General features: G+C 48.5%; 21 protein-coding genes. 7 read left to right on the top strand and 14 right to left on the bottom strand.

The features are described 5' to 3' along the window. The first annotated feature begins 4 nt into the window (after positions 1-4). Complete coding sequence (uvrC, locus tag MJ611_RS06445) at positions 5-1,813, top strand: excinuclease ABC subunit UvrC (protein WP_250428688.1); 1,809 nt, start codon at positions 5-7, stop codon at positions 1,811-1,813. 61 nt (positions 1,814-1,874) lie between these two features. On the opposite strand, the gene porN is transcribed toward uvrC, so the two are convergent. The 10 genes from porN to lipB form a co-directional block, all read right to left on the bottom strand. Next, on the bottom strand, positions 1,875-2,744 hold the full coding sequence (gene porN / locus MJ611_RS06440; protein WP_250428687.1) for a type IX secretion system ring subunit PorN/GldN: 870 nt from the start codon (positions 2,742-2,744) through the stop codon (positions 1,875-1,877). A gap of 20 nt (positions 2,745-2,764) precedes the next feature. After that, the gene (gene porM, locus MJ611_RS06435) at positions 2,765-4,351 is read right to left on the bottom strand and encodes a type IX secretion system motor protein PorM/GldM (protein WP_250428686.1); all 1,587 of its coding nucleotides are present in this window, start codon (positions 4,349-4,351) and stop codon (positions 2,765-2,767) included. Between the two features lie 49 nt (positions 4,352-4,400). Continuing rightward, positions 4,401-5,198 carry a type IX secretion system motor protein PorL/GldL gene (porL, locus tag MJ611_RS06430; RefSeq protein ID WP_250428685.1) on the bottom strand — a complete coding sequence of 266 codons (798 nt, stop codon included), beginning with the start codon at positions 5,196-5,198 and terminating at the stop codon, positions 4,401-4,403. A 71-nt stretch (positions 5,199-5,269) separates the two neighbouring features. Then, on the bottom strand, positions 5,270-6,289 hold the full coding sequence (porK, locus tag MJ611_RS06425) for a T9SS ring complex lipoprotein PorK/GldK (protein ID WP_250428684.1): 1,020 nt from the start codon (positions 6,287-6,289) through the stop codon (positions 5,270-5,272). A gap of 222 nt (positions 6,290-6,511) precedes the next feature. After that, positions 6,512-7,471: a PorP/SprF family type IX secretion system membrane protein gene (locus MJ611_RS06420; RefSeq protein WP_250428683.1), complete on the bottom strand. Its 960-nt coding sequence runs from the start codon at positions 7,469-7,471 to the stop codon at positions 6,512-6,514. A 161-nt stretch (positions 7,472-7,632) separates the two neighbouring features. Next, complete coding sequence (locus MJ611_RS06415) at positions 7,633-8,442, bottom strand: uroporphyrinogen-III synthase (protein WP_250428682.1); 810 nt, start codon at positions 8,440-8,442, stop codon at positions 7,633-7,635. Between the two features lie 56 nt (positions 8,443-8,498). After that, positions 8,499-9,677 (bottom strand): DUF4271 domain-containing protein, encoded by a 1,179-nt coding sequence (locus MJ611_RS06410; RefSeq protein WP_250428681.1) that lies wholly within the window; start codon positions 9,675-9,677, stop codon positions 8,499-8,501. Then, complete coding sequence (locus tag MJ611_RS06405; RefSeq protein WP_250428680.1) at positions 9,652-10,701, bottom strand: MraY family glycosyltransferase; 1,050 nt, start codon at positions 10,699-10,701, stop codon at positions 9,652-9,654. Before MJ611_RS06405 ends, MJ611_RS06410 begins: the two co-directional genes overlap by 26 nt. A 184-nt stretch (positions 10,702-10,885) precedes the next feature. Next, a complete protein-coding gene (locus tag MJ611_RS06400) occupies positions 10,886-11,290 on the bottom strand; it encodes a hypothetical protein (RefSeq protein WP_250428679.1) in 405 nt (134 codons plus the stop codon). Then, the gene (lipB, locus tag MJ611_RS06395) at positions 11,274-12,014 is read right to left on the bottom strand and encodes a lipoyl(octanoyl) transferase LipB (protein ID WP_250428791.1); all 741 of its coding nucleotides are present in this window, start codon (positions 12,012-12,014) and stop codon (positions 11,274-11,276) included. Before lipB ends, MJ611_RS06400 begins: the two co-directional genes overlap by 17 nt. A gap of 196 nt (positions 12,015-12,210) precedes the next feature. Here lipB and MJ611_RS06390 point away from each other — a divergent pair, with 196 nt between their 5' ends. After that, a complete protein-coding gene (locus tag MJ611_RS06390) occupies positions 12,211-12,573 on the top strand; it encodes a YraN family protein (protein ID WP_250428678.1) in 363 nt (120 codons plus the stop codon). Here the strand turns inward: MJ611_RS06390 and MJ611_RS06385 are convergent. Together MJ611_RS06385 and htpG are read right to left on the bottom strand one after the other, a co-directional pair. Continuing rightward, on the bottom strand, positions 12,570-13,478 hold the full coding sequence (locus tag MJ611_RS06385) for a toxin-antitoxin system YwqK family antitoxin (protein WP_250428677.1): 909 nt from the start codon (positions 13,476-13,478) through the stop codon (positions 12,570-12,572). The two genes, MJ611_RS06390 and MJ611_RS06385, sit on opposite strands and share 4 nt — an antisense overlap. A 243-nt stretch (positions 13,479-13,721) precedes the next feature. Then, complete coding sequence (gene htpG / locus MJ611_RS06380) at positions 13,722-15,545, bottom strand: molecular chaperone HtpG (RefSeq protein ID WP_250428676.1); 1,824 nt, start codon at positions 15,543-15,545, stop codon at positions 13,722-13,724. Positions 15,546-15,809: 264 nt separating this feature from the next. On the opposite strand from htpG, the gene MJ611_RS06375 reads away from it, so the two are divergent. From MJ611_RS06375 to MJ611_RS06365, 3 genes are all read left to right on the top strand, one after another. Then, a complete protein-coding gene (locus MJ611_RS06375) occupies positions 15,810-16,133 on the top strand; it encodes a hypothetical protein (protein ID WP_250428675.1) in 324 nt (107 codons plus the stop codon). 174 nt (positions 16,134-16,307) lie between these two features. Continuing rightward, positions 16,308-18,683 (top strand): TonB-dependent receptor, encoded by a 2,376-nt coding sequence (locus MJ611_RS06370; RefSeq protein WP_250428674.1) that lies wholly within the window; start codon positions 16,308-16,310, stop codon positions 18,681-18,683. A 208-nt stretch (positions 18,684-18,891) separates the two neighbouring features. Further along, positions 18,892-19,452, top strand: a complete 561-nt coding sequence (locus MJ611_RS06365; protein WP_250428673.1) for a hypothetical protein — start codon at positions 18,892-18,894, stop codon at positions 19,450-19,452. 92 nt (positions 19,453-19,544) lie between these two features. Here MJ611_RS06365 and MJ611_RS06360 read toward each other — a convergent pair whose 3' ends face one another. Then, positions 19,545-20,186, bottom strand: a complete 642-nt coding sequence (locus tag MJ611_RS06360) for a YdeI/OmpD-associated family protein (protein WP_250428672.1) — start codon at positions 20,184-20,186, stop codon at positions 19,545-19,547. Between the two features lie 146 nt (positions 20,187-20,332). Between MJ611_RS06360 and MJ611_RS06355 the strand changes: the two genes are divergently transcribed. Together MJ611_RS06355 and MJ611_RS06350 are read left to right on the top strand one after the other, a co-directional pair. Further along, positions 20,333-21,574 (top strand): MFS transporter, encoded by a 1,242-nt coding sequence (locus tag MJ611_RS06355; RefSeq protein WP_250428671.1) that lies wholly within the window; start codon positions 20,333-20,335, stop codon positions 21,572-21,574. Positions 21,575-21,817: 243 nt separating this feature from the next. Further along, positions 21,818-22,318: a hypothetical protein gene (locus MJ611_RS06350; protein WP_250428670.1), complete on the top strand. Its 501-nt coding sequence runs from the start codon at positions 21,818-21,820 to the stop codon at positions 22,316-22,318. Between the two features lie 74 nt (positions 22,319-22,392). Here the strand turns inward: MJ611_RS06350 and MJ611_RS06345 are convergent, their stop codons facing one another. After that, positions 22,393-22,881 (bottom strand): hypothetical protein, encoded by a 489-nt coding sequence (locus MJ611_RS06345; RefSeq protein WP_250428669.1) that lies wholly within the window; start codon positions 22,879-22,881, stop codon positions 22,393-22,395. Positions 22,882-22,977 lie beyond the last annotated feature (96 nt).

Raw genomic sequence — 22,977 nt, 5'->3', positions numbered from 1 at the left:
CGACATGGCTGCGAACGAAAAGATAAAGGAGAAAATTTCACATCTGCCTCATAAACCGGGCATCTATAAGTTTTTTGACGAGAACGGTATTATCTATGTTGGCAAAGCGGTTGACATACGCAAGCGCGTAAGCTCATACTTCAACCGCTCTGCACAGCATAACAAGAAAACGCTGAAGCTCATCTCCCAGATCCAGGATATTGAGTTTACCATCGTAGATACGGAAGCAGATGCTTTTCTGCTCGAAAACAATCTTATCAAGCAATATCAGCCTAAGTATAACATTCTGCTCAAGGACGGGAAGACCTATCCGTATATCTGTATCGTAAACGAGCGTTTCCCGCGCATCATCAGCACGCGCAACAAGATCAACGATGGCTCCCGCTATTTCGGTCCTTATGCCAGTGTCACTACCATGAACGTGGTGCTCGACCTGATCCGCACGCTCTATCCTATTCGCACCTGTACCTACAACTTATCACCTGAGAATGTAGATGCAGGCAAGTTCAAGGTGTGCCTGGAGTACCACATCGGCAATTGCAAAGGTCCTTGCGAGAACCTCATCGATGAGACAACTTATAACCAGAACATCACCCAGATCAGAAGTATACTTTCCGGCAACCTTTCTGTAGCTAAGAACTATTTCAAGGAACGTATGGCAGCAGCTGCTGAGGAATACCAGTTTGAAGTGGCTCACCAATACAAACAGAAACTGGATCTGCTGGATGACTTCCAGGCAAAGTCTACGGTTGTCAGCAACACACTTTCCAACATCGATGTGTTCACCATCACTTCCAATGATAAATGCTCTTTTATCAACTACCTGAAAGTGATGAATGGCTCCATCATACTTACGCAGTCGCTGGAGGTACAAAAGAAGCTGGATGAGACAGATGAAGAGCTGCTTGCCACTGTGATCGTACAGCTCCGCCACGAGTTTGAAAGCACCTCCCGGGAAGTGATCACGAACATTGAGCTGCAACTACCACTCGATAACGTTACGGTTACCTACCCACAGATAGGGGACAAGCGGAAGCTTCTTAACCTGTCTCTTAAGAATGCGATGTACCTGCGCAAAGAGCGGGAAGGCAGGCAGGAGAAGAACAAAGACCTGAGCGAACAACGCGAAATTCGTGTTCTGGAAACCCTTAAGAAGGATCTTCGGCTTACCGAATTACCTCGCCAGATTGAATGTTTCGATAACTCCAACTTCCAGGGCGACAATCCGGTAGCGTCTATGGTGTGTTTCAAGAACGGAAAACCCAGCAAGAAAGACTACCGCCACTTCAACATCAAAACCGTTGTTGGTCCCAATGATTTTGAGTCGATGTATGAAATCGTCACCCGCCGCTACAAGCGGCTGCTGGAAGAAAAGCAACCTTTACCGCAGCTGGTTATTATAGATGGTGGCAAAGGCCAGTTAAGTTTTGCTGTCAAGGCGTTAAAAGATCTTGATCTTTGGGGTAAGATTGCGATTGTGGGTATCGCTAAACGACTGGAAGAAATTTTCTATCCCGGCGATACACTCCCGCTGTACATCGATAAGAAATCTGAATCATTGAAGCTGATTCAAAGGCTGCGCAACGAGGCACACCGCTTTGCCATTACGTTCCACAGGAGCAAACGTGATGCGGGCACGCTAAAAACGGAGCTAACTGAGGTAAAAGGTATTGGTCTCTCAACTGCCGAGTCTTTGCTTGCCAAGTTTAGATCAGTTAAGAAACTCAGGGAGCTATCGCAGGATGAGCTGGCGCAGGAAATTGGCCAGCGCAAAGCTTCTATACTTTATAATTACTTCCACAACGTTGCTTAAGCAACTTATGAGCATAAAAAAAGGAGGCCTTTCAGCCTCCTTTTTTTATGCTTTGTACTTATTAGTAGCTCCACAAGCTGTACTCGTATTCGATAAGTGCTTCCAGCGCATCCTGTGCAGCCAGCAGGCCTTTCTTACCGCCACCATAGATATCGGATAAACCTCTGTCACCAGTGTTTGATATCTTGGTAATGTATGAGCTGAATAACCACAGATCAAATGCATCAGCAAGGTTCTTGTGCTGCGCATCATTCTGCTCGTTATACCAGATCGCCATCTCCGGATTTGCTTTGAACACGCGTACCAGATCGCTCATTTTAAAGCTGCCTACGTTCTGCTCAAAACCCAGTGAGTTTAGCGTAGAAGGCACTTTAATGCTGATTGTCTGGATATCGTGGTACATACGAGAACGCTTTTTGTCAAATACCACGTTCTCTTTCATTTCCAGCAGATACAGTTGCTTTGCAAAATATTCGTTGCTTACAGGAGCTGCAGTTTGTCCACCGGCGTCTTTGCCTAAGGCTTCACCCCAGGCATCCGCCTCCTCTTCTTGCTGTTCCTTACCAAAACCAGCTGCTATTTCCTCTTCAGATAAGCCACCGCCCGTGTCTTTACCAGTCATATTGGCGATAAACTCTTCTCTTGTAAGAGGTGTGCTGGTAGAGTCGTTTTTGTAAGCAACAAGCTCTCCGCTTTTCACAGCATTGATGATGACCTTTGTTATTTCTCTGTTTTCAGAGAACATTGGTCTGTTCTGCTTTTCACGCAAGTCGATTTTGCGCCAAACAGTTTTCTTGAACAGGATGTCAGATTCAGGAATCGGACGGGCAGATGGATTGCTCGATTGCGTGGTTGATTCCACTTGCTGTGCCATTGCTCCCACTGAGAACATCAGACCTGCCGCAACACCAATTACTTTAACTAATTTCATACTCCTTGTAAGCTTCTATTTTAGTTTAATGGGATGTTGTAGATCTGCTCCCCTACGTTTACGTCTACAGGGCTTCCCTTGTAGTTTAGACGCTTCACGTCAAGTACTTCCACAACAACTCTGTCTCCTTTATTTGCCTTAGCAGCAAAGCTTGTCAGGTTAGCAGAAGGGCCGTTGATTTCCTGCTGATCGATCGGGCTGCTGCCTCTTACCAGGTAAGCTCTCCACTTGGTTACTCTATAACGAGCTTCCTGTGGCAAAAATTGCTTGAATCCTTCATCTGCTACAGCCTGTATCTCTACTGCTCTGAAAGAAGCTGCAGGTATACCTCTTTTACCGTCTATCGGTCTGCCGTTAACTTTGGCTACCAGCTCTGGCTTAGGGATTGGGCGTACTTTGAATGTCTCAGAACCGATTGCGTTACCACCGCTGCTTACGTTTAGTTTTACTTCGGTAGAAGAAGGAATCACAGTTACCTGGCCTTTCTTAGCACCTTTGATCGCTGTACCACCTGAAGCGCTGAAGCTTGGATCGTACACAGCTCCTAAAGCAGGAACCTGGATGTTCAACTCGTTAGCACACTGGAAGTATAACGCCTGAACTGATGCAGACTGCACCTGGATTACCGGCTTGGCTACTACGTATTCTTCTACTACTGTAAAAGTTGTGTCTTTGCCATTCTGGTTGATCGTGATCTGGCCTTTCCACTGCTGCTTAGAGTTACCTTCTGCGTCGTAATTAGAGGCTGCGGCAGTAAATTCTACCATACCTTTGCCATTTTCTACTTTCACTGGTCTTCCCTGGAACGACATTTTTGGTGTGATCGCGTCAGAAGAAGCTGCGATAAACATATCAGCTCTGTACTTGGTACCGGCTGCTACAGTCTTTGACTCAGCACGTGCCATCGCAAAGATCTTCTCGAACTTGATGATGTCAGCACCAACCTGCGTTGCAAGCTTCTGCAGAGCGTCAGCTTCATACTTCAACACTTCTGATTCTTTCTGAGAAAGTACAGCCAGTGCTGCTACCAGGGGAGTGTCTTCGAAGTTAAGTTCAGCAAAGTCTTTGTTGCGCTGCGTTTTGTCGTTCTTTGCTACAGGATCGTCTTTACCGTCGTTTGCGATACTTGCCGGCATGTTCGGGTTGTACTGACGCAGGAACTTTGCATAGTTGTCCAGCTTATCTTTTAACTTATAAGCTTCACCGTTCTTTTTGCCGCCGATCATGTTGATCGCCACAACGTCGTTGGACTCTGGGTTCACGTAGTGGTTCTCTTCGTTCAGACCACCCGTTTCCTTGATCAGCTTCTCACGAACGCTGCGCAGGTAGTTAACTACTTCTGAAGTCTCTTTGCGGATGCTTTCTGCAGTTGTCAGAACGCGCTGGTCGCTAGACCTGTTACCTCCTTTGTCAACGGCAGATCTGATATTGGTGAGTACACCGGCATTATCTGTTACAGTTTTGTTATTCACTTCCTTCAAACTTTCGTCGAGGAACTGAAACTTTAACAGGATTGCCGAGCTCACGTTTAGGGCAAGAAGTGCGGTCAGTACAAGGTACATCATACCGATCATCTTCTGCCGTGGTGTCTCTTTTCCTCCAGCCATTTTATACTATGTTACTGTTGTTTTCTTGTTGATTTAGAACTAGGTCAGGTTAGCCTCTCATGGCTGTGAGCATGTTACCGTACACTGTGTTAAGTGAGTGTAGGTTCTGCGTCAACTTGGCTACTTCATTCTTGAACTGTTCTGTATCCTTGCTGGCATCAGTCAGGTTTTCCATTGCCATGCTCAGGTTACCGTAGAACTTGTTCATTGCTTTCAGGTGGTTGTTAGCATCCTGAAGCTCCATTTCATACACTGCGTTAAGCGCACCCAGGTTTCTGGTCATGCTCTGTACCTGGCTGTGGTACTCCTGTGCATCTACTGTTGAACCTGCCATTTGCGCAAGGGCATCAGCTGTAGTAGCATAAGCGTGTGTGATTTTCTCAAGTTGCTCACCTGCTGCTCTTACTCGAACGTTGTAGTCTTGTGTAGCGGCAGTAGCCTGGCTAAGGTCAGCCATCTGAGCAGTTGTTTCGCTCAGTCTGTTCAGGCCAAGGCCAAGTGTATTGATTGTTTCTGGAGTGATGTTCGCATTGCGCATCATATCATCCAACTTGCCTGTTAAAGACGGACCATTAGATGCGGTAGCAGGCATAAGTGCCTCGCCAGTGTAATCATCAGCAAGCTGTGGATATACTCTAGCCCAATCCGGATCGTGTGGCTGTGGCTGGAAAGCACTCAGGAAGAAGATAACTGCCTCTGTGCTAAGACCCACGATAAGCATCAAGTCAGCGCCATCCCAGTGCTGAATTTTAAACAATGCACCAATAATTACGACAGCAGCACCGATACCATAGATTTTCGGCATCAAAACGTCGTACAAAAAACTGCGACCTCTAGCTTTGCTCATTTTGTTTTCAATAAATTAAGTTGTGAACGATTTGTATTCTTTTGTTTGAATTTTATTCTACGCTGTTACGATTATCTAAACTCGCTTCCGGAAGATCTTCCCAGGTAAATCATGGCGTTACGGAAGCCAACATATGATCTGGCAGAATCCTGGAATTCGAAGTTACGTGTACCTGTTTCCAGGAAGTAGGCGATGTCTTTCCAAGAACCACCTCTAACTACCTTGCGCGGCTCGTTGTCGTCATAATAAACCGGGTTCAGGTCCCAGGTAATCGGAACAGTAGCGTCAGCATAAGCGTCTTCGCACCATTCAGCCACGTTTCCGGACATATCATATAAGCCAAAATCGTTCGGGAAGAACTGGGCTACAGGTGCTGTATAAGTAAAACCATCGCTGTAGTAATCACCACGGCCCGGTTTAAAGTTTGCCAGCAAGCATCCTTTTGCATTGCGCAGGTAAGGACCACCCCATGGGTAAACTGCCATGTCACGGCCACCTCTTGCAGCATATTCCCACTCAGCCTCTGATGGCAGGCGGAATTTAGGCATCGGAGCTTTTCCGTTGTCTGCATTTGCTTTGTTTTTCAGCTTCGTGCGCCAGTCGCTGAAATATTTTGCAGCAAACCAGTCAACACCTACCACTGGATACTCATCAAATGCAGGGTGTGTGAAGTAATATTCCATCAATGGGTCTCCCATATGGTAAGTAAAGTCACGCACCCATACTGTCGTATCCGGATAAAGCTGTGTCATCACAAACTCTTCACCAAGCACATCAATCGAGTCATTTACCATCACTTCAATAAACTGACGGTATTCGTTATTCGTGATCTCAGTTTCGTCCATATAGAAGCCACCAATTGTCACCTGCTTGTTCAGGTTAGCCATTGTTGCGGCTATATCCTGATCAGCCTGGCCCATATGGAATGTTCCGCCCGGGCAGGCCACCATGCCGTAAGGCACTTCCTGAGGATTGTATTCAGGACGATCTTCTGAACCTATAAGATCACCCTGCGGACCTCTTCTTAACCCACAGCTTGCAAGCAGTACCACCGCCAATGCGAAGGAAGACAGCTTAAATAGTTTGTTCATGATGACTTTTAGAAAGGTAAATTTTTTAGCAATGTTTCAAGCACACTTTTCAGGTGTAGCAAATATATTGAGAATTAGAAAAAAACAAAAGTAATTAAAAGTGACACCTATTATTATTTTTCAACGGTGCAACCTACTTAATATTATAACTATTCAAAACAAATTTATTATGTATTTTTTCAAGAATTGTGTTTTACCGCCGAATCGGGCTTTTGGGCTATGTTATTTCTGGAAATAATAGCGAGGGGTTCTAACTGGTGGCCGGAATCGCACAACAGGTTCTGGCAACCTGTAAGATACCATTACTTCATGCGAGGTTGGCGCCTTTGCTTCTCTGTTAAACGTTGTAAAATCAAATGCATATCCTACTCTGAGGGCGTTTTCCTGAAAGAGAGCCACGCCCACCAGGGCACTAACAGCTTCCTGGTGCCGATAATTCACTCCGCCCCAATATTTTTCATTATACGTTACCCGCGCGCCTGCATCAAATGAGAATGTTTCCGTGTCATGTTTTAATAATAAGGCCGGCGTCATCACCAGTTCATTGGTGAGTGGCAGGTGGTATCCGGCTGTGGCATAAATGTGGTTCTCGCCCAGCAAGCGTCCTTTTCCGGTTCCGGTAGAGTCTGCAAACAGGTATTCCGAGCGCAGCAGGTTTGTTACCCCGCCACCGGCATAAAACGTGGATGACTCATACCATACCCCGGCACCCATATCATACTTTGTATCGGAACTGTTGTAAGGCACATTCGGGTCGTTATCATCTATCGCCCTGTAGTTGCCTTTCTTTATGTTGTTCACGTTGCCTTGTATCCCTAAGCCCAGCTTACCTTCTCCTATAGTTATATGGAACGAGTAGGAGAGGGCTGCAGTAAGTATGGTGGTATTGGCAATCTTGTCCCGCATCAGATTCATACCCAAGCCTCCCTTTAAAAACCGCACAGGTGTATGCGCAGTCAGCAGCAGTGTTTGAGGAGCGCCTCCGTCGTCAAAAGACGCATCGTAGTTTAGCCACTGGTAACGGTAAATAGACATCACCTCCGGCCGGTTCGTGATACCGGCATAGGCGGGGCTGATGTACATGCCATTAAAACCGTAGTGCGTAAACTGCGGCTGTTGCTGTCCCCATACCATGGTGTGGCAGGCCAACAAAAACAAAACAACAGGTAGAATCTTTTTCATAGGCTGCTGCAACCAAGCAAGATGCTCAATCGGAGTATGGCATGTATAGAATCAAATATAGAGATTAAACAGTAAAACGCAAAAGCTAGTATGCGATTAATACAACTAACTTTTGCGTTTTAGTAACTATGCGATTTTTCAGCAAAGGTTACATGCTTTTACTATTTTTTCTGCGCCAGCGCCTGCTTTTGATTCTGGATGTATACTTCAATTGCACCTGTCATAGACGGCGCATTTGGCATGGGTGCCTCAATATCTAGCTCCAGCCCTGCATCCCGTACGGCCTTGGCTGTTGTTGGGCCGAAAGCAGCAATGCGTGTATTGTTCTGCTTGAAGTTCGGGAAGTTGATAAACAACGAGGTGATACCGGATGGGCTGAAAAAGGCAATGCAGTCATAGGTTACATCGTCCAGGTCAGACAGGTCAGCGGCTACCGTCTTGTAAATTACGGCCTCTGTATGTTTGATCTTGTTTGCAGCCAGGAATTCCGGGATATCATCTTTGCGGATGTTAGAGCAAGGATACAGGAACTTCTCGTTCTTATGCTTCTTGATCACTTCAAAAAGATCCTTTGCCGTTTTCTCGCCCACAAACAACTTGCGCTTACGAAGTACAATGTACTTCTGCAGGTAATAAGCCGTTTGATCTGAAATACAGAAATATTTCATATCTGCCGGCATCTCGATTTTGCTTTCCTGACAGATGCGGAAGAAGTGATCTACTGCGTTACGGCTCGTGAAAATAACAGCCGTATGGGCAAGGATATCAACTTTATCTTTTCTGAATTCCTTGTAAGAAACAGGTTCAACCTCAATAAAGGCTCTGAAGTCTACCTTGATGCCATACTTCTCCGCAATCGACAGATAAGGAGAGTTATCGGTGGTTGGCTGCGGTTGTGTTACGAGGATGCTCTTGATCGGAATCTTGTGTCGCTCAGGGTTAGCGTACGCCTTTTCTTTGTTTTCAGCCATATGAGGTCTGTACTTTTATTAGCCTTCCTTGTTCGCGGCTCCTGCTAATTGTGTTTTTAATAGTTAAACACGATAAATTTCAGCATGATGGCCAGCGGAATTACTTCTGTGGCGCAAAGGTATGAAATTAAATGCAAATTTATCACAGAAGCTTTCTTATTTACAGTAATAAACACCTTTAGTATCGTGAGAACCAACACCAAAGATACTGCCACGTTCGACATGACAAGTATGGTTTCAGGCATATACGCATTAAGACCGAGGTAAAGCAGCATAACGGCAGGTAAAAATATACCAAGGAAAAGTATAGTTCTCAGGAACTCACGGTATTGCAGCTGCACCATCTGCTCCAACCCGAATATGAACCCCATCATCTTCAAAAAAAGGTATTTTATCAGGATCAAGACAAAGATCAGCAAAGTATAGAACAAGATCTTGGTGGTGATATCGGCTTCTGAGACCGGGAAAAGACGGTTAAAAAGCCGCACATGCTGCACATTGGTATGGATAGCTGCTACCAGCAGAGCCAGCGAAAGCGAAAAGGCCAGTACGAAAAGCACACTCGACCAGGTACTGATCGATTTTGTAAGGAAGCTCTCATCCAGCGTACTGTTGCGCAATAAAGAGCCTACCCGAAAAATACTGTTAAACTCAGAAGGGAAACTGGTTTTAAGGCTGCCGTAAATAATCCCGATCAGCAGAATAAATATTACAAAGGCGTTCTGGTTGATGTATTCTCTGGCTTTAACCGCAAAAGGGCGCTCATTCACTTGCCGGCCCAACTGTTGCTCTGCTGCCTGGTTCCGGAACGTGCTGATATTAGGTTGCTGCAGCGGGTGCCATACCGTAAGCAGGTACTTGCCGTGAACAGGCTTTACCTCTTTGCTGTATTTGGCCAGGTCAAGCGTGTAGGCCGAAGAAGAATCGGCACGGAAAACAAGCTGGTTATTCAGGAACAGACACAATTCTTTCTGGGCAGTAAACCCAATTCTGAAAGGTTGAGCAGGCGTAACAGACAGCCACTGATGGATCGCATTGTAGTTTGTGTGCACACTGGCAATGTAAGGCACCAGTTGGGTAGCACCTTCCTCGTACACCATCCAGTCGCTGCTGATGGTATTCTTTTGCTCCAGCGGCAACACCTGTGCCCTGCCCGGAATTACAAAACCCAGTATGGCTACAAGCAAAAGCAGGCAACTATACCTGAATTTATACTTTGGAAACGCTTTGAGCACTACGCGACCTGTATACACCTAAAAATATGCTAAGCACCACTGAGAAAGCCAACAACATCAGCAGCAGGTTCAGGTTCCCCCACGCGCTGAAGCTCACTACAAAGAGAATCACCATCACGTTGATCAGGGCCAGGGTAAGCACCGTACTGATCTGGTTCAGGCCCATCGCCAGTAACCGGTGATGTATATGGTTTTTATCCGGGATGAACGGCGACTTGCCTTTTAAGATTCGGATGATCGAAACACGGATTGTATCGAAAAGTGGCACGAACAGTATGCCAAGGGCCACAGAAGGCGAAGATGCCACCACGCGCATCTCAATGAACTGGATAGCTAACACCGAAACGATAAAGCCACAGAGCAGCGAGCCCGTATCGCCCATGAAAATGGTTGCCTTAAAGAAGTTGTAGCGCAGGAACCCCAGTAAACCACCGATCAGGCAGAACGCAACAGCTGCATAGTTGCTGTAGGCAGCACCGCCATACAGGAAAAAGTACATCCCGAAGGTAAGGCTGATGATCAGCACGATGGTACCGGCCAAGCCGTCTAGCCCATCTATCAGGTTGATGGCATTTGTTATTCCCACAATAACCAGGAAGGTGAAGCCATAGCTCATGCCTATCTGCAGTTCACCGATACCGAATATACCCTGGAAACTCGTGATGCGGATATCTGCCATAAACATCACAATGCCTGTTGCCAGGAGCTGTACCGCAAACTTTTTGAGGGCAGAGATATTAACCAGGTCATCTTTCAGGCCGATGAAGAACAAAATGATGCAGCCGGCAAGCAGCTGCTGCACGCCATTGCCTAGATCACCGAAAATAGAAAGTGCTGACATGAAACCGGCAAACATGGCCAGGCCACCCAAGCGGGGAGTCAGCGATTCGTGCACGGTACGCAGGTTTGGCTGGTCCAGGATATTCTTGAGGTGTGCCACCCGGATAATGGATGGAACAGCAAATATCGCGATAAGGAAAGCCCAACTTGATGAAAGTATAAGGGGTAAAATGTTCTGGTCCATAAGCTGATTCTGCGAAACAAAGAAATACAAAATTCCTGTACTTCTAAAGTTTATCGGGCAGGTTATATCCTAATGAGATACTGTCGTAAGAGACGCAACTACAAGCAATTAAACAAGGTTCACTGTGTAGCGACAAATCTTTTAGCTGGCAGCGGGTATTAAAAGTATAGTTATATTAAACAGATCAGGAATGTAGCACACCCTGCATTTGCAGCATGCTGATGTCGATCATGTTTTCTTCTGTGATGGAGTCCGGCACGAACACGAACTTTTTATCATAGATTTTCCCGTCGATGTAATAGCTGACCCAGTATTCGTTGTTGATGTGAAAAATGGCCGGATCGATGGGTTCGATCTGCACAAAGGTTCTGGCGCCCACCTGCTCAAACATATGCCGCAGCACCGACGTCTTCACCTCTTCTCCATCAACTTCTCCGTAGCCTTTAGACGCTACCAACACATTATCCAGCGGAAAGCTGTTGTTGTTCAACAGGTAAACATTCCAGGCACGCTCTCCATACTCGTTCTCAGCAACAGCAACTGCCACCGAAACGCCCTCTACCATACTAAAATCAATGTCCTTCTTCATGCGTTATTGTAGAAATGACTGCACCAAACAAGTCAGCCAAATGCTTTTTTAACTTTTCTTCCACATCAGCCAACGGTACCTCGTATCCGAACTCTTTAGCCAGGGATGTTACTTGTTTATCGGTAATGCCACAAGGCACGATGTTATTAAAATAATTCAGGTCGGTGTTGATGTTAAAAGCAAACCCGTGCATGGTTACCCAGCGGCTGCACTTCACGCCCATCGCACAGATCTTGCGCGGGTTCTTCTGTTCCTCGTGGTCCAGCCATACTCCGGTAAGCCCTGCTATTCGGCCTGCCTCGATCCCATAATCTTTCAGGGTAAGTATGATCGCCTCTTCCAGAAAGCGCAGGTACTTGTGGATATCGGTAAAGAAGTTCTCCAGGTCGAGAATAGGGTAGCCTACAATTTGTCCCGGCCCGTGATAGGTGATGTCGCCGCCACGGTTGATCTTGTAGAACGTGGCTCCTTTTGCTTTAAGCCCCTCCTCGTTGATAAGAAGGTTGGACTCGTGCCCGCTCTTGCCCAGCGTGTACACATGCGGGTGCGAGCAAAACAACAGGTAGTTTGGCGTTACCTGCTGCGCATCCGGCTCCGCATTGCGGTTGGCAGCCTTGATCTCCAGGATGCTGGTAAACAGCTTATCCTGGTAATCCCAGGCTTCCTTGTAATCGATCAGGCCCAGTTGCTCAAACTGTATTTCTTTATTCTGTGACACGCTTATGCTATCAAATTTTTCATCAGGTAGTTAATGCTTCGATCGTATCCGGACCTGTTTCGTTCAAGTCAGGTAAGTATGACCACCCCTCCAGGACAGGATAATGTATGGTCTTTCCGTTCCGGGCAGGGTACTACAACCTATATAAACAGCAGCATACCGCCTGATAGTATAGAAGTTGAATGCAAATTACAGGAATTTTATGGCTACTCAAAAAAATAACCACCTGGTAACCGGGCAGAGCGGCGAGGCAAAAGCTGCCACTTTCCTGGAGGAGCACGGTTACAGCATACTTCAGCGCAACTACAGAGCAGGGCGGGCAGAGATCGATATTATTGCCCAAAGGGCCGGGTTGCTGGTTTTTGTGGAGGTAAAAACCCGTGCCACAGACGAGTTCGGCTTCCCGGAAGCGGCTGTGAGCCCGAAAAAAGAAGCTCTGTTACTCAGTGCTGCAGAACATTACATTGAGGAGAACGGATGGGAGCACGACATCCGGTTTGATATCATTGCCATAACCCTCGCAACGCCACCCGTGGTACATCACATACAGGACGCTTTCCACTAACGCTGCGCCGAACGCTTGTCGAGCTTGTCTTTTTCGTAGATGAGGGTGCCGTGCCGGTCGTATTGCTTGAGCAGGTAGGGCTCGGCCGGGGCGTCGTAAGCTGTTTTTGGGTACTGGTATTCGTAGTGGCGGCGGTTGCGGAAATCGTAGTGCTTGATCCAGACGCCCACTTTGCGGCCTTTCTCGTACCGGCCCGACCATTCTACCTGTCCATTTTCATAGAAACGGTAGTACATGCCCTGCACCTCGCCATAAGCGTAGGGAATCACTTCCTTTATTTTCTTGTCGCCACCGTCGTAGTACTTTACTACGGCATCGCGGGGAAAGCCTTTTTCATAATGCTCTTTCGCGATCAGGATGCCGTTTTTGTTGTAGCGTTCCCAGCGCAGGTGCTTGGTGCCGTTGTAGAAATAGCCTTCTTCCACCACCTCGCCGTTGATCTTTTTCTTGTAAGGCCCGTGCAGGATTTTATACTTGTCCGGGTCTACCTCGCTGCGGGTGCGGTATACTTTCTTCTTTTTAGGATCGAAGAAATACTTTTCCGGCGCATACGGGTCTGGTTCCTTGAATTCGGGAAGATAGCTGAACGTTTCCAGCACCTCATTGTTGCCCTGTTTCACCTTCACAAAGCCTCTGGTTACCTTTTCGCCCATGAAATAGCGTTTGCTGGGCTTGCGCTTCCTGCGCTGTTCTTTCTGCCCTTCGGCACCTTCGCTCGCCAGGCTTTTTTCAAGCGACGGTTTTGTTGTATCAGCATCAGCCACCACTCCGGATTTTGCCTCTTCTTTCTCACGCGCACGGCTCAGGTTATAGTCGCTGTTATACTTGGCAGAGCCGCATCCGCTTAGCCCTGCCAGCAACCACACTGCCACACCGTACAAAAAGAAACGAAGAGAATGCTTCATGCTGCAAGTTTGATGGATCATATCCTGAAGGAAAGCTTGCCGCCACAGACGATACGCTCCTCCATTTAATGCTTTTAGATAAACGTAAATATGCACATAAAATATATACGTGCCAATCAGGCCGCGAAAAGCCTGCCGCTATAACTATACCTGGTTATACTTAGTTTCACTTTCCTGGCCAGTGTAAACAGAAAAGGCGGCACAAGAATGCCGCCTTTTCCCTAATTTATATTTGAGGTATACTTATTCTTTGTCGATCAGGTCTACGCTACGCTTCACAAAGGCAGTAAGCGCGGAGCCGGAAAGCATGTTCTGCGACAGCAGGGCCAGATCAAAGGCCTGACGGGCGATGCGCTCTTTGTTGTCATCTTTTGCCTTCAGGATGCGCTGGTTAATGCTGTGGTTGGCGTTGATGGCCACGTTGTATGTATCCGGCATGTTGCCCATAAACATCATACCACCACCTCCGGTGCGGCTCATGTCCTTCATGCGGCGCATAAATTCGGGCAGCGTGATCACAACCGGCGCATCGTCCGGCGATAGCGGTTCTACCTGCACATGCATGTTCTGGTTGTTGATGGCCTGCTCGTAGATCTTTTTCAGGTCTTCCTTCTCGGTATCGCTCAGCACGCTTTCTTTCAGCTCATCCTTCTCGATCAGCTTATCAATGGTGTCAGAGTCAACGCGCTTAAGGGTGGTTTTCTCCAGCTTTTGCTCCAGCATACCGATAAAGTGGCTGTCGATAAGGGTATCCAGCTTCAGCACATCGTAGCCACGGTTGTGCGCAGCCTCTACAAAGGCGTGCTGCTTGTCCACATCCGTAGTATAAAGCAAGGTCAGCTGACCGTTTTTGTCTGTCTGGTTGGCCTGCGTCAGGTTTTTATACTCTTCTAAAGTATAGTATTTGCCTTCGGTGTTCTGCAGCAGCACAAAGTCTTTGGCTTTCTCATAAAACTTCTCATCCGAGAGCATGCCATACTTTACGAACACATTGATATCGTCCCAGTTGTTCTCGAAGGTTGCTCTGTCCTTTTTGAAGATCTCGGTCAGTTTGTCGGCTACCTTTTTGGTGATGTAGGTGTTGATCTTCTTCACGCTGGAGTCGGCCTGCAGGAACGAGCGGCTCACGTTCAGCGGAATATCCGGCGAGTCGATCACGCCGTGCAGCAACATAAGGAACTCCGGCACTACATCCTTCACCTCGTCGGTAATGAATACTTGGCGGGAGTAAAGCTGGATTTTGTTGCGCTGCAGCTCAAAGTCGTTCTTGATCTTCGGGAAGTATAAAATACCGGTCAGGTTGAACGGGTAGTCTACGTTCAGGTGGATCCAGAACAGCGGAGCCTCCGAGAACGGGTACAGCTCGTTGTAGAACTTCTTGTAATCTTCTTCGGTCAGCTCGGAAGGCTGCTTCGTCCAGATCGGGTTCGGGTTGTTGATCACCTCGCCTTCGAACTCTACCTCTACCGGCAGGAACTTGCAGTATTTGTTCAGGATGGTGCGGATGCGCTCTTTCTCCAGGAACTCTTCTGAATCGGACGCCACGTTCAGGATCACGTTGGTACCGCGCTCTTCTTTTCGGGCATCCACGATGGCAAACTCGGTGCTGCCGTCGCAGGTCCAGTGAGCCGGCACAGTGTCTTCTTTGTAAGATTTGGTAACGATTTCCACACGGTCTGCCACCATAAACGCCGAGTAGAAACCGAGACCGAACTGACCAATGATCTGGTTCTGCTCCCCAGCCTCCTTGTAGCGCTCCACAAACTCGGCAGCGCCCGAGAAAGCGATCTGGTTGATGTACTTCTTGATCTCTTCGGCCGTCATACCGATACCGCGATCGGAGATGGTGATGGTACGGGCATCCTTGTCCACTTTCACCACCACTTTCAGATCACCCAGCTCACCTTTATACTCTCCGATAGACGATAAACGCTTGATCTTCTGCGTTGCATCCACGGCGTTACTTACCAGCTCGCGCAGGAAGATCTCGTGATCAGAGTACAGGAATTTCTTGATGATCGGGAAAATGTTTTCGGTGTGAATCGAAATATTACCTCTTTCTTCCATGTTCGTTTTTAAACCTTATGTAATTATATCAATCTATAGCTACAAAATACGCATTGTGGTGGCTTTCAAATCTTGTTCCACAGCGTTTTTACTACCCGTACTGTGACAGGTTGTCAGAATCTGCGCCAGGTAGTAAAAGCAGGGTCTAAGGTTATGGTTGCTTCTGACAGATTTTATACTTGCCCGGCTGCGCGTTGCAGCAACAGGCGTAAAAACAATGGTTTAAGAAATTATTTTATCTTTGCTTAAGTTAGTGTGCTATAAGTGCCTCGGTTTATATCCTATATCGCCCTGTTTCTCCTGCTCCTGTTTGGGCGGGCTATGGTGCCGGACAGCCTCCTGCTGCGCCTGCACAGCCACGGCCATACGCTGCATGTTCCGCATGAGGACCAGAATCAGGCGCACATCGATAAAAAGCACACGCACTGTGCCGTGGAAGACGTGTTTCACGCACCTTTCCAGCCTAGCCTTGAGCGTATTACGTTTGCACGCCCAACATTTACTGCCATATATACCACCGGCTACTATGCCAGCTGGCAGGCAATCCTCTCCATACCTTTCGATCTGCGTGGCCCGCCTGTGGCCTAGCCGGAGCACCTGAAACGTTTTCTTGTTGTACCTGAGGGCTTTTGCAACTTGCTAAGCCCGAAACATGTGTTTCGGCCAGACACTCCTATCTTTTTTACTCAGTTTATACTTTCAGGGATTATACTTTGATGGTGATCATCAGCATATCCCTATACTATTAAGCCAGATAAACACGTGCTTTATAAATTATATATCAAAAGTCTGTTGCTGCTATTGCTGCTGATAACGGGGCAGCTGGCTACTGCGCAGGACATGTCTGAAACTTCGGCAACAGACCTGGCGGATGCCGAACAGGACTGCGGCCTGACCTTATCAGGTAAGGTGATGGACCACGACACCCGGCAGCCGCTGGTAGGCGCAACCATACTGATCGTGGAGCAGAACAAAGCCACCATGACCGATGAGTACGGCAACTACCACTTTCACCACCTGTGCCGGGGCAACTATACTTTAAAAATTACCTACATCGGGTATGAGGAGGAACGCATTTCCTTTCGGATGAGCACCTCCACCGTACGTAACCTGACGCTGCACACCGATGCCCGCATGCTGCACTCCGTGGAAATCACCGGCTCGCGCATGACGGAGCAACCGCAGGCTTCCGAAACCCTCTCCGGCCGGGAGCTGGCGGAGACGCGCGGCCTTTCGCTGGGTGAGTCGCTGAAGAGACTTAGCGGCGTGAGTTCCATCCAGACCGGGCCCAACGTATCAAAGCCGGTAATCCATGGTCTTTTTGGCAGCCGCGTGCTGATCCTCAACAACGGCGTGCGGCACGAGGCCCAGCAATGGGGCGATGAGCACGCGCCGGAGATCGACCCCCTGAATGCAGACGAAATGAAGGTAGTGAAAGGCGCTGCCGGCGTACGCTATGGCTCGGACGCCATCGGCGGCATCGTGCTGGTAAACCCAAGACCCCTGCCGGATTCTACCGGGCTGAACGGTGAAGTGAACCTGATCGGGAGCACCAACAACCGCATGGGCGCTGCCTCGGCCATGCTGGAGGGCAAACTGGCAAAACTGCCTCCGTTGAGCTGGCGGGTGCATACTTCGGCAAAGAAAGCCGGTAGTGCCAGCACCCCGGACTATGTGCTTAAAAATACCGGCTTTGAAGAGCAGAACCTGTCGGCAACGCTTGCTTACCGGCAGCCCAGATTTGGCTCCGAAGTATACTACAGCTACTTCCACTCCAAGCTGGGCGTGCTTTCTTCGGCGCATATCGGCAGCCCTGCAGACCTTTTTAATGCTATTCAGCGCAAACAACCGGAGGAGACAGGAGATTTCAGCTATGCCATCGAGCGGCCATACCAGGACGTAACGCACCACCTGCTCAAAACCAAGGCCTATTACCAGACCGGCGACCTGGGACAGCTGCAACTGACGTACGCTTACCAGCAGAACATCCGCGATGAGTATGACAAGCACCGCCCCCGCGCCGACGGGCAAGCCGAACTGCACCTCGACCTGGCAACCCATTCTACAGACCTGGCCTGGGAGCACAAGCCTGTCGGCAATTTTTCTGGAAGTATAGGAGTCGGTACGCTGTGGCAGAACAATACCTATAAAAACCGCTACTTCATTCCGTTCTTCCGCAATTTTACCTCCGGCGTGTTCTGGACGGAGAAGTGGCGCAAGGGCAACCTGCAACTCGAAGCCGGAGCACGGTACGACCACAAAGACCTGCAGATCCGCAAGCGCGAAAACGACAGCACCGTGATCCGGCCGGAGTATGCATTCCACAATTTGTCGGGCAGCTTTGGGGCAATGTATGACCTGGGCTATCACCTGACCCTGAGCGGCAACCTTAGCTATGCTTCCCGGGCACCGCATGCCAACGAACTGTTTGCCGAGGGAGTACACCACGGTACCGCCACCTACGAGCAGGGAGACCCAAACCTGAAATCGGAGCACGCGACCAATGCTGTGGCAACGGTAAACTACCACTCCAACCGCCGCCTGAACGGCGAGGTGAGCGTGTACCGCAACTTCATCCAGGATTACATTTACCTGCAGCCAACAGGCGAGGTGATACAGACCATACGAGGTGCTTTCCCGCTGGCCAATTATCAGCAGACCGACGCTACGTTCTGGGGCGTAGACCTGAGTCTTCAGTATAACTTCACCGACAGGTTTATGCTGGAGTCGAAAGGATCGCTGGTGCGGGCCGAGAACAGCCGCGACGGAAGTTACCTGCCGTTTATTCCTGCTGACCGCATCGATAACTCGCTGCGTTACCAGTTGGGCACGATGGGCAGCGGCCGTTTAACCGGAACGTACGTGTCGCTGGGAGCGCTGACTGTTGCAAAGCAGCACCGTGCTGACGCGCAGAGTGAGCCATTTATACTTCCGCCAGACGGGTATTTTCTGGTGCACGCAGAGGCCGGTACAACCGTAAAGATCGGCACCCAGTTGCTGGAAGTAGGTATAACAGGCAACAACCTGCTCAACACCACCTACCGCGATTACCAGAACCGCCTCCGCTACTATGCCGACGAAGTGGGCCGCTTGCTGATGTTTCGGGTGAAAATACCGCTGGCACTATTGAAGAATTAAGCTCCGTAACAAAAACCTGCTGGCAGGGCCTGGGAGCCGGCAGTTTATTTCCGGTAGCTTAGGAATTGCTTAGCTCTGGCAGGGAAATTTTGCTTACCTTATATAGCCTTTGGGTAGTATATAACGTAATGCTCCAACAGGAAACGGTACAAACTCAACTATTTAGATATTTTTAAATTCAGACATAAACCAAGTATACCTTCTAATTATGAAAAAACTATTCAGACCGTACCTCGCTATTTTGCTAATGGGAGCCATGGCAGCCACCACAACTGCTTGTGACGACGACGATGAACCAGCAGCAGAATCTGAACAGGAGATGATCACAACAGTGACGCTATCGCTTGTGCCTTCCGGAAAAGGACAGAGTGTAACGGCCACCTGGAAAGATGCGGATGGCATAACCGGCAGCCAGCAGCCAACCATAGATGTGTTGAACCTGGCTCCGAATACAACTTACACCGGCACGCTTACCATTTTAGACGAGAGCAAAACGCCAGCCGCTAATATTTCTCAGGAAGTTGAGGCAGAAGGAGACGAGCACGAGCTGTTTTATACGACAACAGTTCCAGGCGTTACCATTGCAACTACGGATGTGGACAAGAACAACAGGCCGCTTGGCTTGAAAACAACCGTTACGACTACTGCAACAGGCACAGGCGAGGTTCGCATCCTACTGAAGCACCAGCCTGGCCAGAAAGGCGCTACCAGTGACCCGAACAAAGGCGAAACCGATATCGACGTGAAATTTAATACGGTAGTACAGTAAGCTACCACATATTAACACAGAAAGGCCTGGCTGCATAGCCGGGTCTTTCTGTTTATACTTCATACTTTATACTTCGGGCGCTTTACGCAGGCTCAAAGCTTAAGGCCAAGTGACAGGCCCATCAGTTGCTCGATGGTTTTGCCTATGCGGCTGGCCCGTGTTTCGGGGCGCTTTGCGTCAAGTATGGCCACTACAATTTCCTTGCGGTTTGTGAATGCCAGTTTCTCAAAGCTCTCCAGCAAGCCCACCGCTTCCAGTGCCTCGCGTAGGTCTTCGGGTATGGTTACGGTTTTGGTTTTCCTGTCTATGCCCGGATAATCTACACCGAACATGGAGGGCTCTTTCCGTTCAGCGGCCTGTTTAAAGCGCATCGACGACCAGGTATCATCAATCGCAATCTGCCGCACTCCTTCGTAGCCCATGTCAGCAACGGCTTGCCAGCCTTCGTCGCGGGTGAGGTCAGAGGTTATTTTTGAAGACTTCTTAGGGTAGGCGATCCACAACATGCCTGCAGGTTTAAGGGCTTCTATAGCCTGAGGCGCATCACGCTCCAGTTCGGCTCTGCTCTTCACAAATAACTGCACGGCATCAAAAGTACCTTTTTCACCTGTTGCTTCCTGTGTCGCAAAAGTGTACCCTTCTGAAGAAAGGGTCTGCGCCACTTCTTCCGGGGCATTTAAAAGTAGAAGTTTATGATCAGGCTTTACCTGCAGTTTCTTCCCAAGATTTTGCATGGCTTGCAATGGTTTCAGAGTTACGACAGTACGTTCAGTTCCCTAATCTAGGAGAAATACCGATACCTGCTGCTATTCAAGGCGTGGTTTCTTTTGCAGATAATACTGCAATCATTTATATTCAACTTATATATTGTATCTTATATATGAGCTCAACTACAACTGCTCCTCAGAGGCACTACCTGCTGAATGCCTCCGTTATTGTGGCTGCCCTTGGCTACTTTGTGGACATCTACGACCTGGTGCTTTTCAGCATCGTGCGCATCCCCAGCCTGCAAGCGCTTGGCGTAACAGACCAGGCAGCCTTGCTGGAGCAAGGTGTATTGCTGCTGAACATGCAGATGGTAGGTATGCTGCTGGGTGGTGTGGCCTGGGGTATACTGGGCGATAAACAGGGCCGTCTTTCGGTGTTGTTTGGTTCTATCTTCCTGTACTCGGTAGCCAATATCATGAACGGCTTTGTAACCACTATCCCGATGTACGCTTTCCTGCGCTTTGTGGCAGGCGTGGGACTGGCCGGTGAACTGGGTGCAGGCATAACGCTTGTATCAGAGGTGCTGCCCAAAGAGAAGCGCGGCTATGGCACCATGGTGGTTGCAACCATTGGCATATCGGGGGCAATACTGGCTGGCTTTGTAGGCGAGTATTTTGGCTGGCGCACGGCTTACTTTATTGGCGGCGGACTCGGCCTGCTCCTGCTCTTCCTCCGGATCGGGGTGTTTGAGTCGGGCATGTTCAAAAACCTGAAAGAGAGCAGTGTTACACGTGGAAACTTCTTAAGTTTGTTCAGCAACTCCGGCCGCTTCTGGAAATACATCAAATGCATCCTCATCGGGGTGCCTATCTGGTTTGTGGTAGGCATACTGATCACGTTCTCCCCGGAGTTCGGGATAGCCCTGGGGATAACAGAGCCGGTGTCGGCGGCAAAGGCTGTTTCGTTTTGCTACCTGGGCCTTACTTTCGGTGACTTTGCCAGCGGTTTTCTGAGCCAGCGCTTTAAAAGCAGGCGCAACATTGTGCTGGCGTTCCTGCTCCTGACCTCACTTTTCATAGGCGTGTACCTGCTTGCAGATAACCTCAGCCTGAATGCTTTTTATACCTTGTGTGTGGGGCTTGGCTTTGCCAGTGGCTACTGGGCGGTTTTTGTGACCATTGCTGCCGAGCAATTTGGTACAAACATCCGGGCTACGGTTACCACCACGGTGCCCAACTTTGTACGCGGCGCCGTTGTACCGCTCACGCTGGCTTTTACGGTGCTGAAGGATAGCACTGGCTTGATATCGGCCGCGTTTATACTTGCTGCCATTTGCCTGGTAATTGCTGTTATTTCCATTTTAACACTGGAAGAGACGTATAGTAAAGACCTGAATTACCTGGAGCCGGTGTAGCAGCAACAGCTACAGGTATTGTGCTACTTTTGGCTACAGAATAAAATGTACAAGCATATGAAACACAATATATTTACTTCTTTATATATTACAATTTTATTCTAAATAGTCCTATTTTAAACAACACAGGACATCCACAGGCAGTATAAGGATTATGGAATAACATAATCTAAAACAATGCCTATGGAAAAAATTTCTACTCTTAACAACAAATCCGATTTAACCCTCTTAGCCCTACTTTTTATGCTGCTTTTGATTTCCTGCTCTGCCCGTGTGGAGAAAGAGCCGGAAGAACAAACAGCCTTAACAGTAGCCGAGACAGCGCCCAAACAAGAAGCAGCCATCACCATCGCTGCCATTGAAACGCAGTCCGAAGAGGCTTATTTCGACCTGATTGCCGAAACGTCCGGCTGCCTGGGTGAAAACCTGTGGATAGGTGGTAAGATAGCGCGCACTGACAACGCTGCGCCGGGCAATACAGGAGCTACCACGAAGGGCAATGCATACAAGCTGACAAACCTGACCGCAACCGGTTTGAGCTCCAACAGCACGTATACCTTGAGCAATAACGAGGGCACCTTAAAAGCTGTCGGAGATGATAATGGCACCTTGTACATTCAACTTAGCGAGGGTGCCTTACAACTCGTTTCGCCTGACGGAAACCAGCCTGTTGTTGTAGCTTTCCAAACCTCTCCGGAGGATGGATACTATAACGGCAAACCGGGAAGCTGGCACTGCCAGTAGCACACCGTAACATAAAAAAGCAGCGGCCTGCACTATCTGGTGCAGGCCGCTGCTTTTTTATGTTATATTCACCGCTAGTCTATGTCTTCTTCGCTGCCCTCAAAGCCCAGCGCCTGCATGCGTTGGCTACCGGCTTCTATGGCTTTCTTTAACTCCGGGTTCTGCTCGATGCGCTTGCCAATTTCAGGGTCGAACATGATTTCGAAAATGGTTTTAAGATATGCCTTGTTTCCCATTCGCTGCTCCAGGGCCTCTTTGTCCTGCTCGGTCAACCCCTTCACCCAACGCTCCAGTTCCGGTTTGATCTTGCCGATCTCCACTACCAGTTCATCATTTATTTTGTTGACCATAGCGACGGTCTTCTTGTCGTCTTTTTCAGCAAAAGCCCCTTTCAGGCCGTTGGCATACTTCTCCATGATCTTGTCATACTTTGCTTCGGTAGGGTGCACATTTGCAACTGCAGTAGTTATAGTTGTTTTCAAAGGAGCCGCAACGGTGGGTTGCTGCATCAAGCCCAAGCCCATACCAGCACTCAGGATACTTACGATCAGGAATTTTTTCATACTTAATTTTAGTTTAGTTATAAACTATACGGGAACAAGAAGCTTTGGTAACTGCTGTAAAAGTAAGTATAATTTTGAAAAACAGGCCGCTACATT

Origin of the sequence: Pontibacter ruber (assembly GCF_023630205.1) — a bacterium.
GTDB classification, from domain to species: Bacteria; Bacteroidota; Bacteroidia; order Cytophagales; family Hymenobacteraceae; genus Pontibacter; species Pontibacter ruber.
The sequence above is the reverse complement of the archived record's forward strand: the minus strand, read 5'-3'. Positions and strand labels throughout refer to the sequence as shown.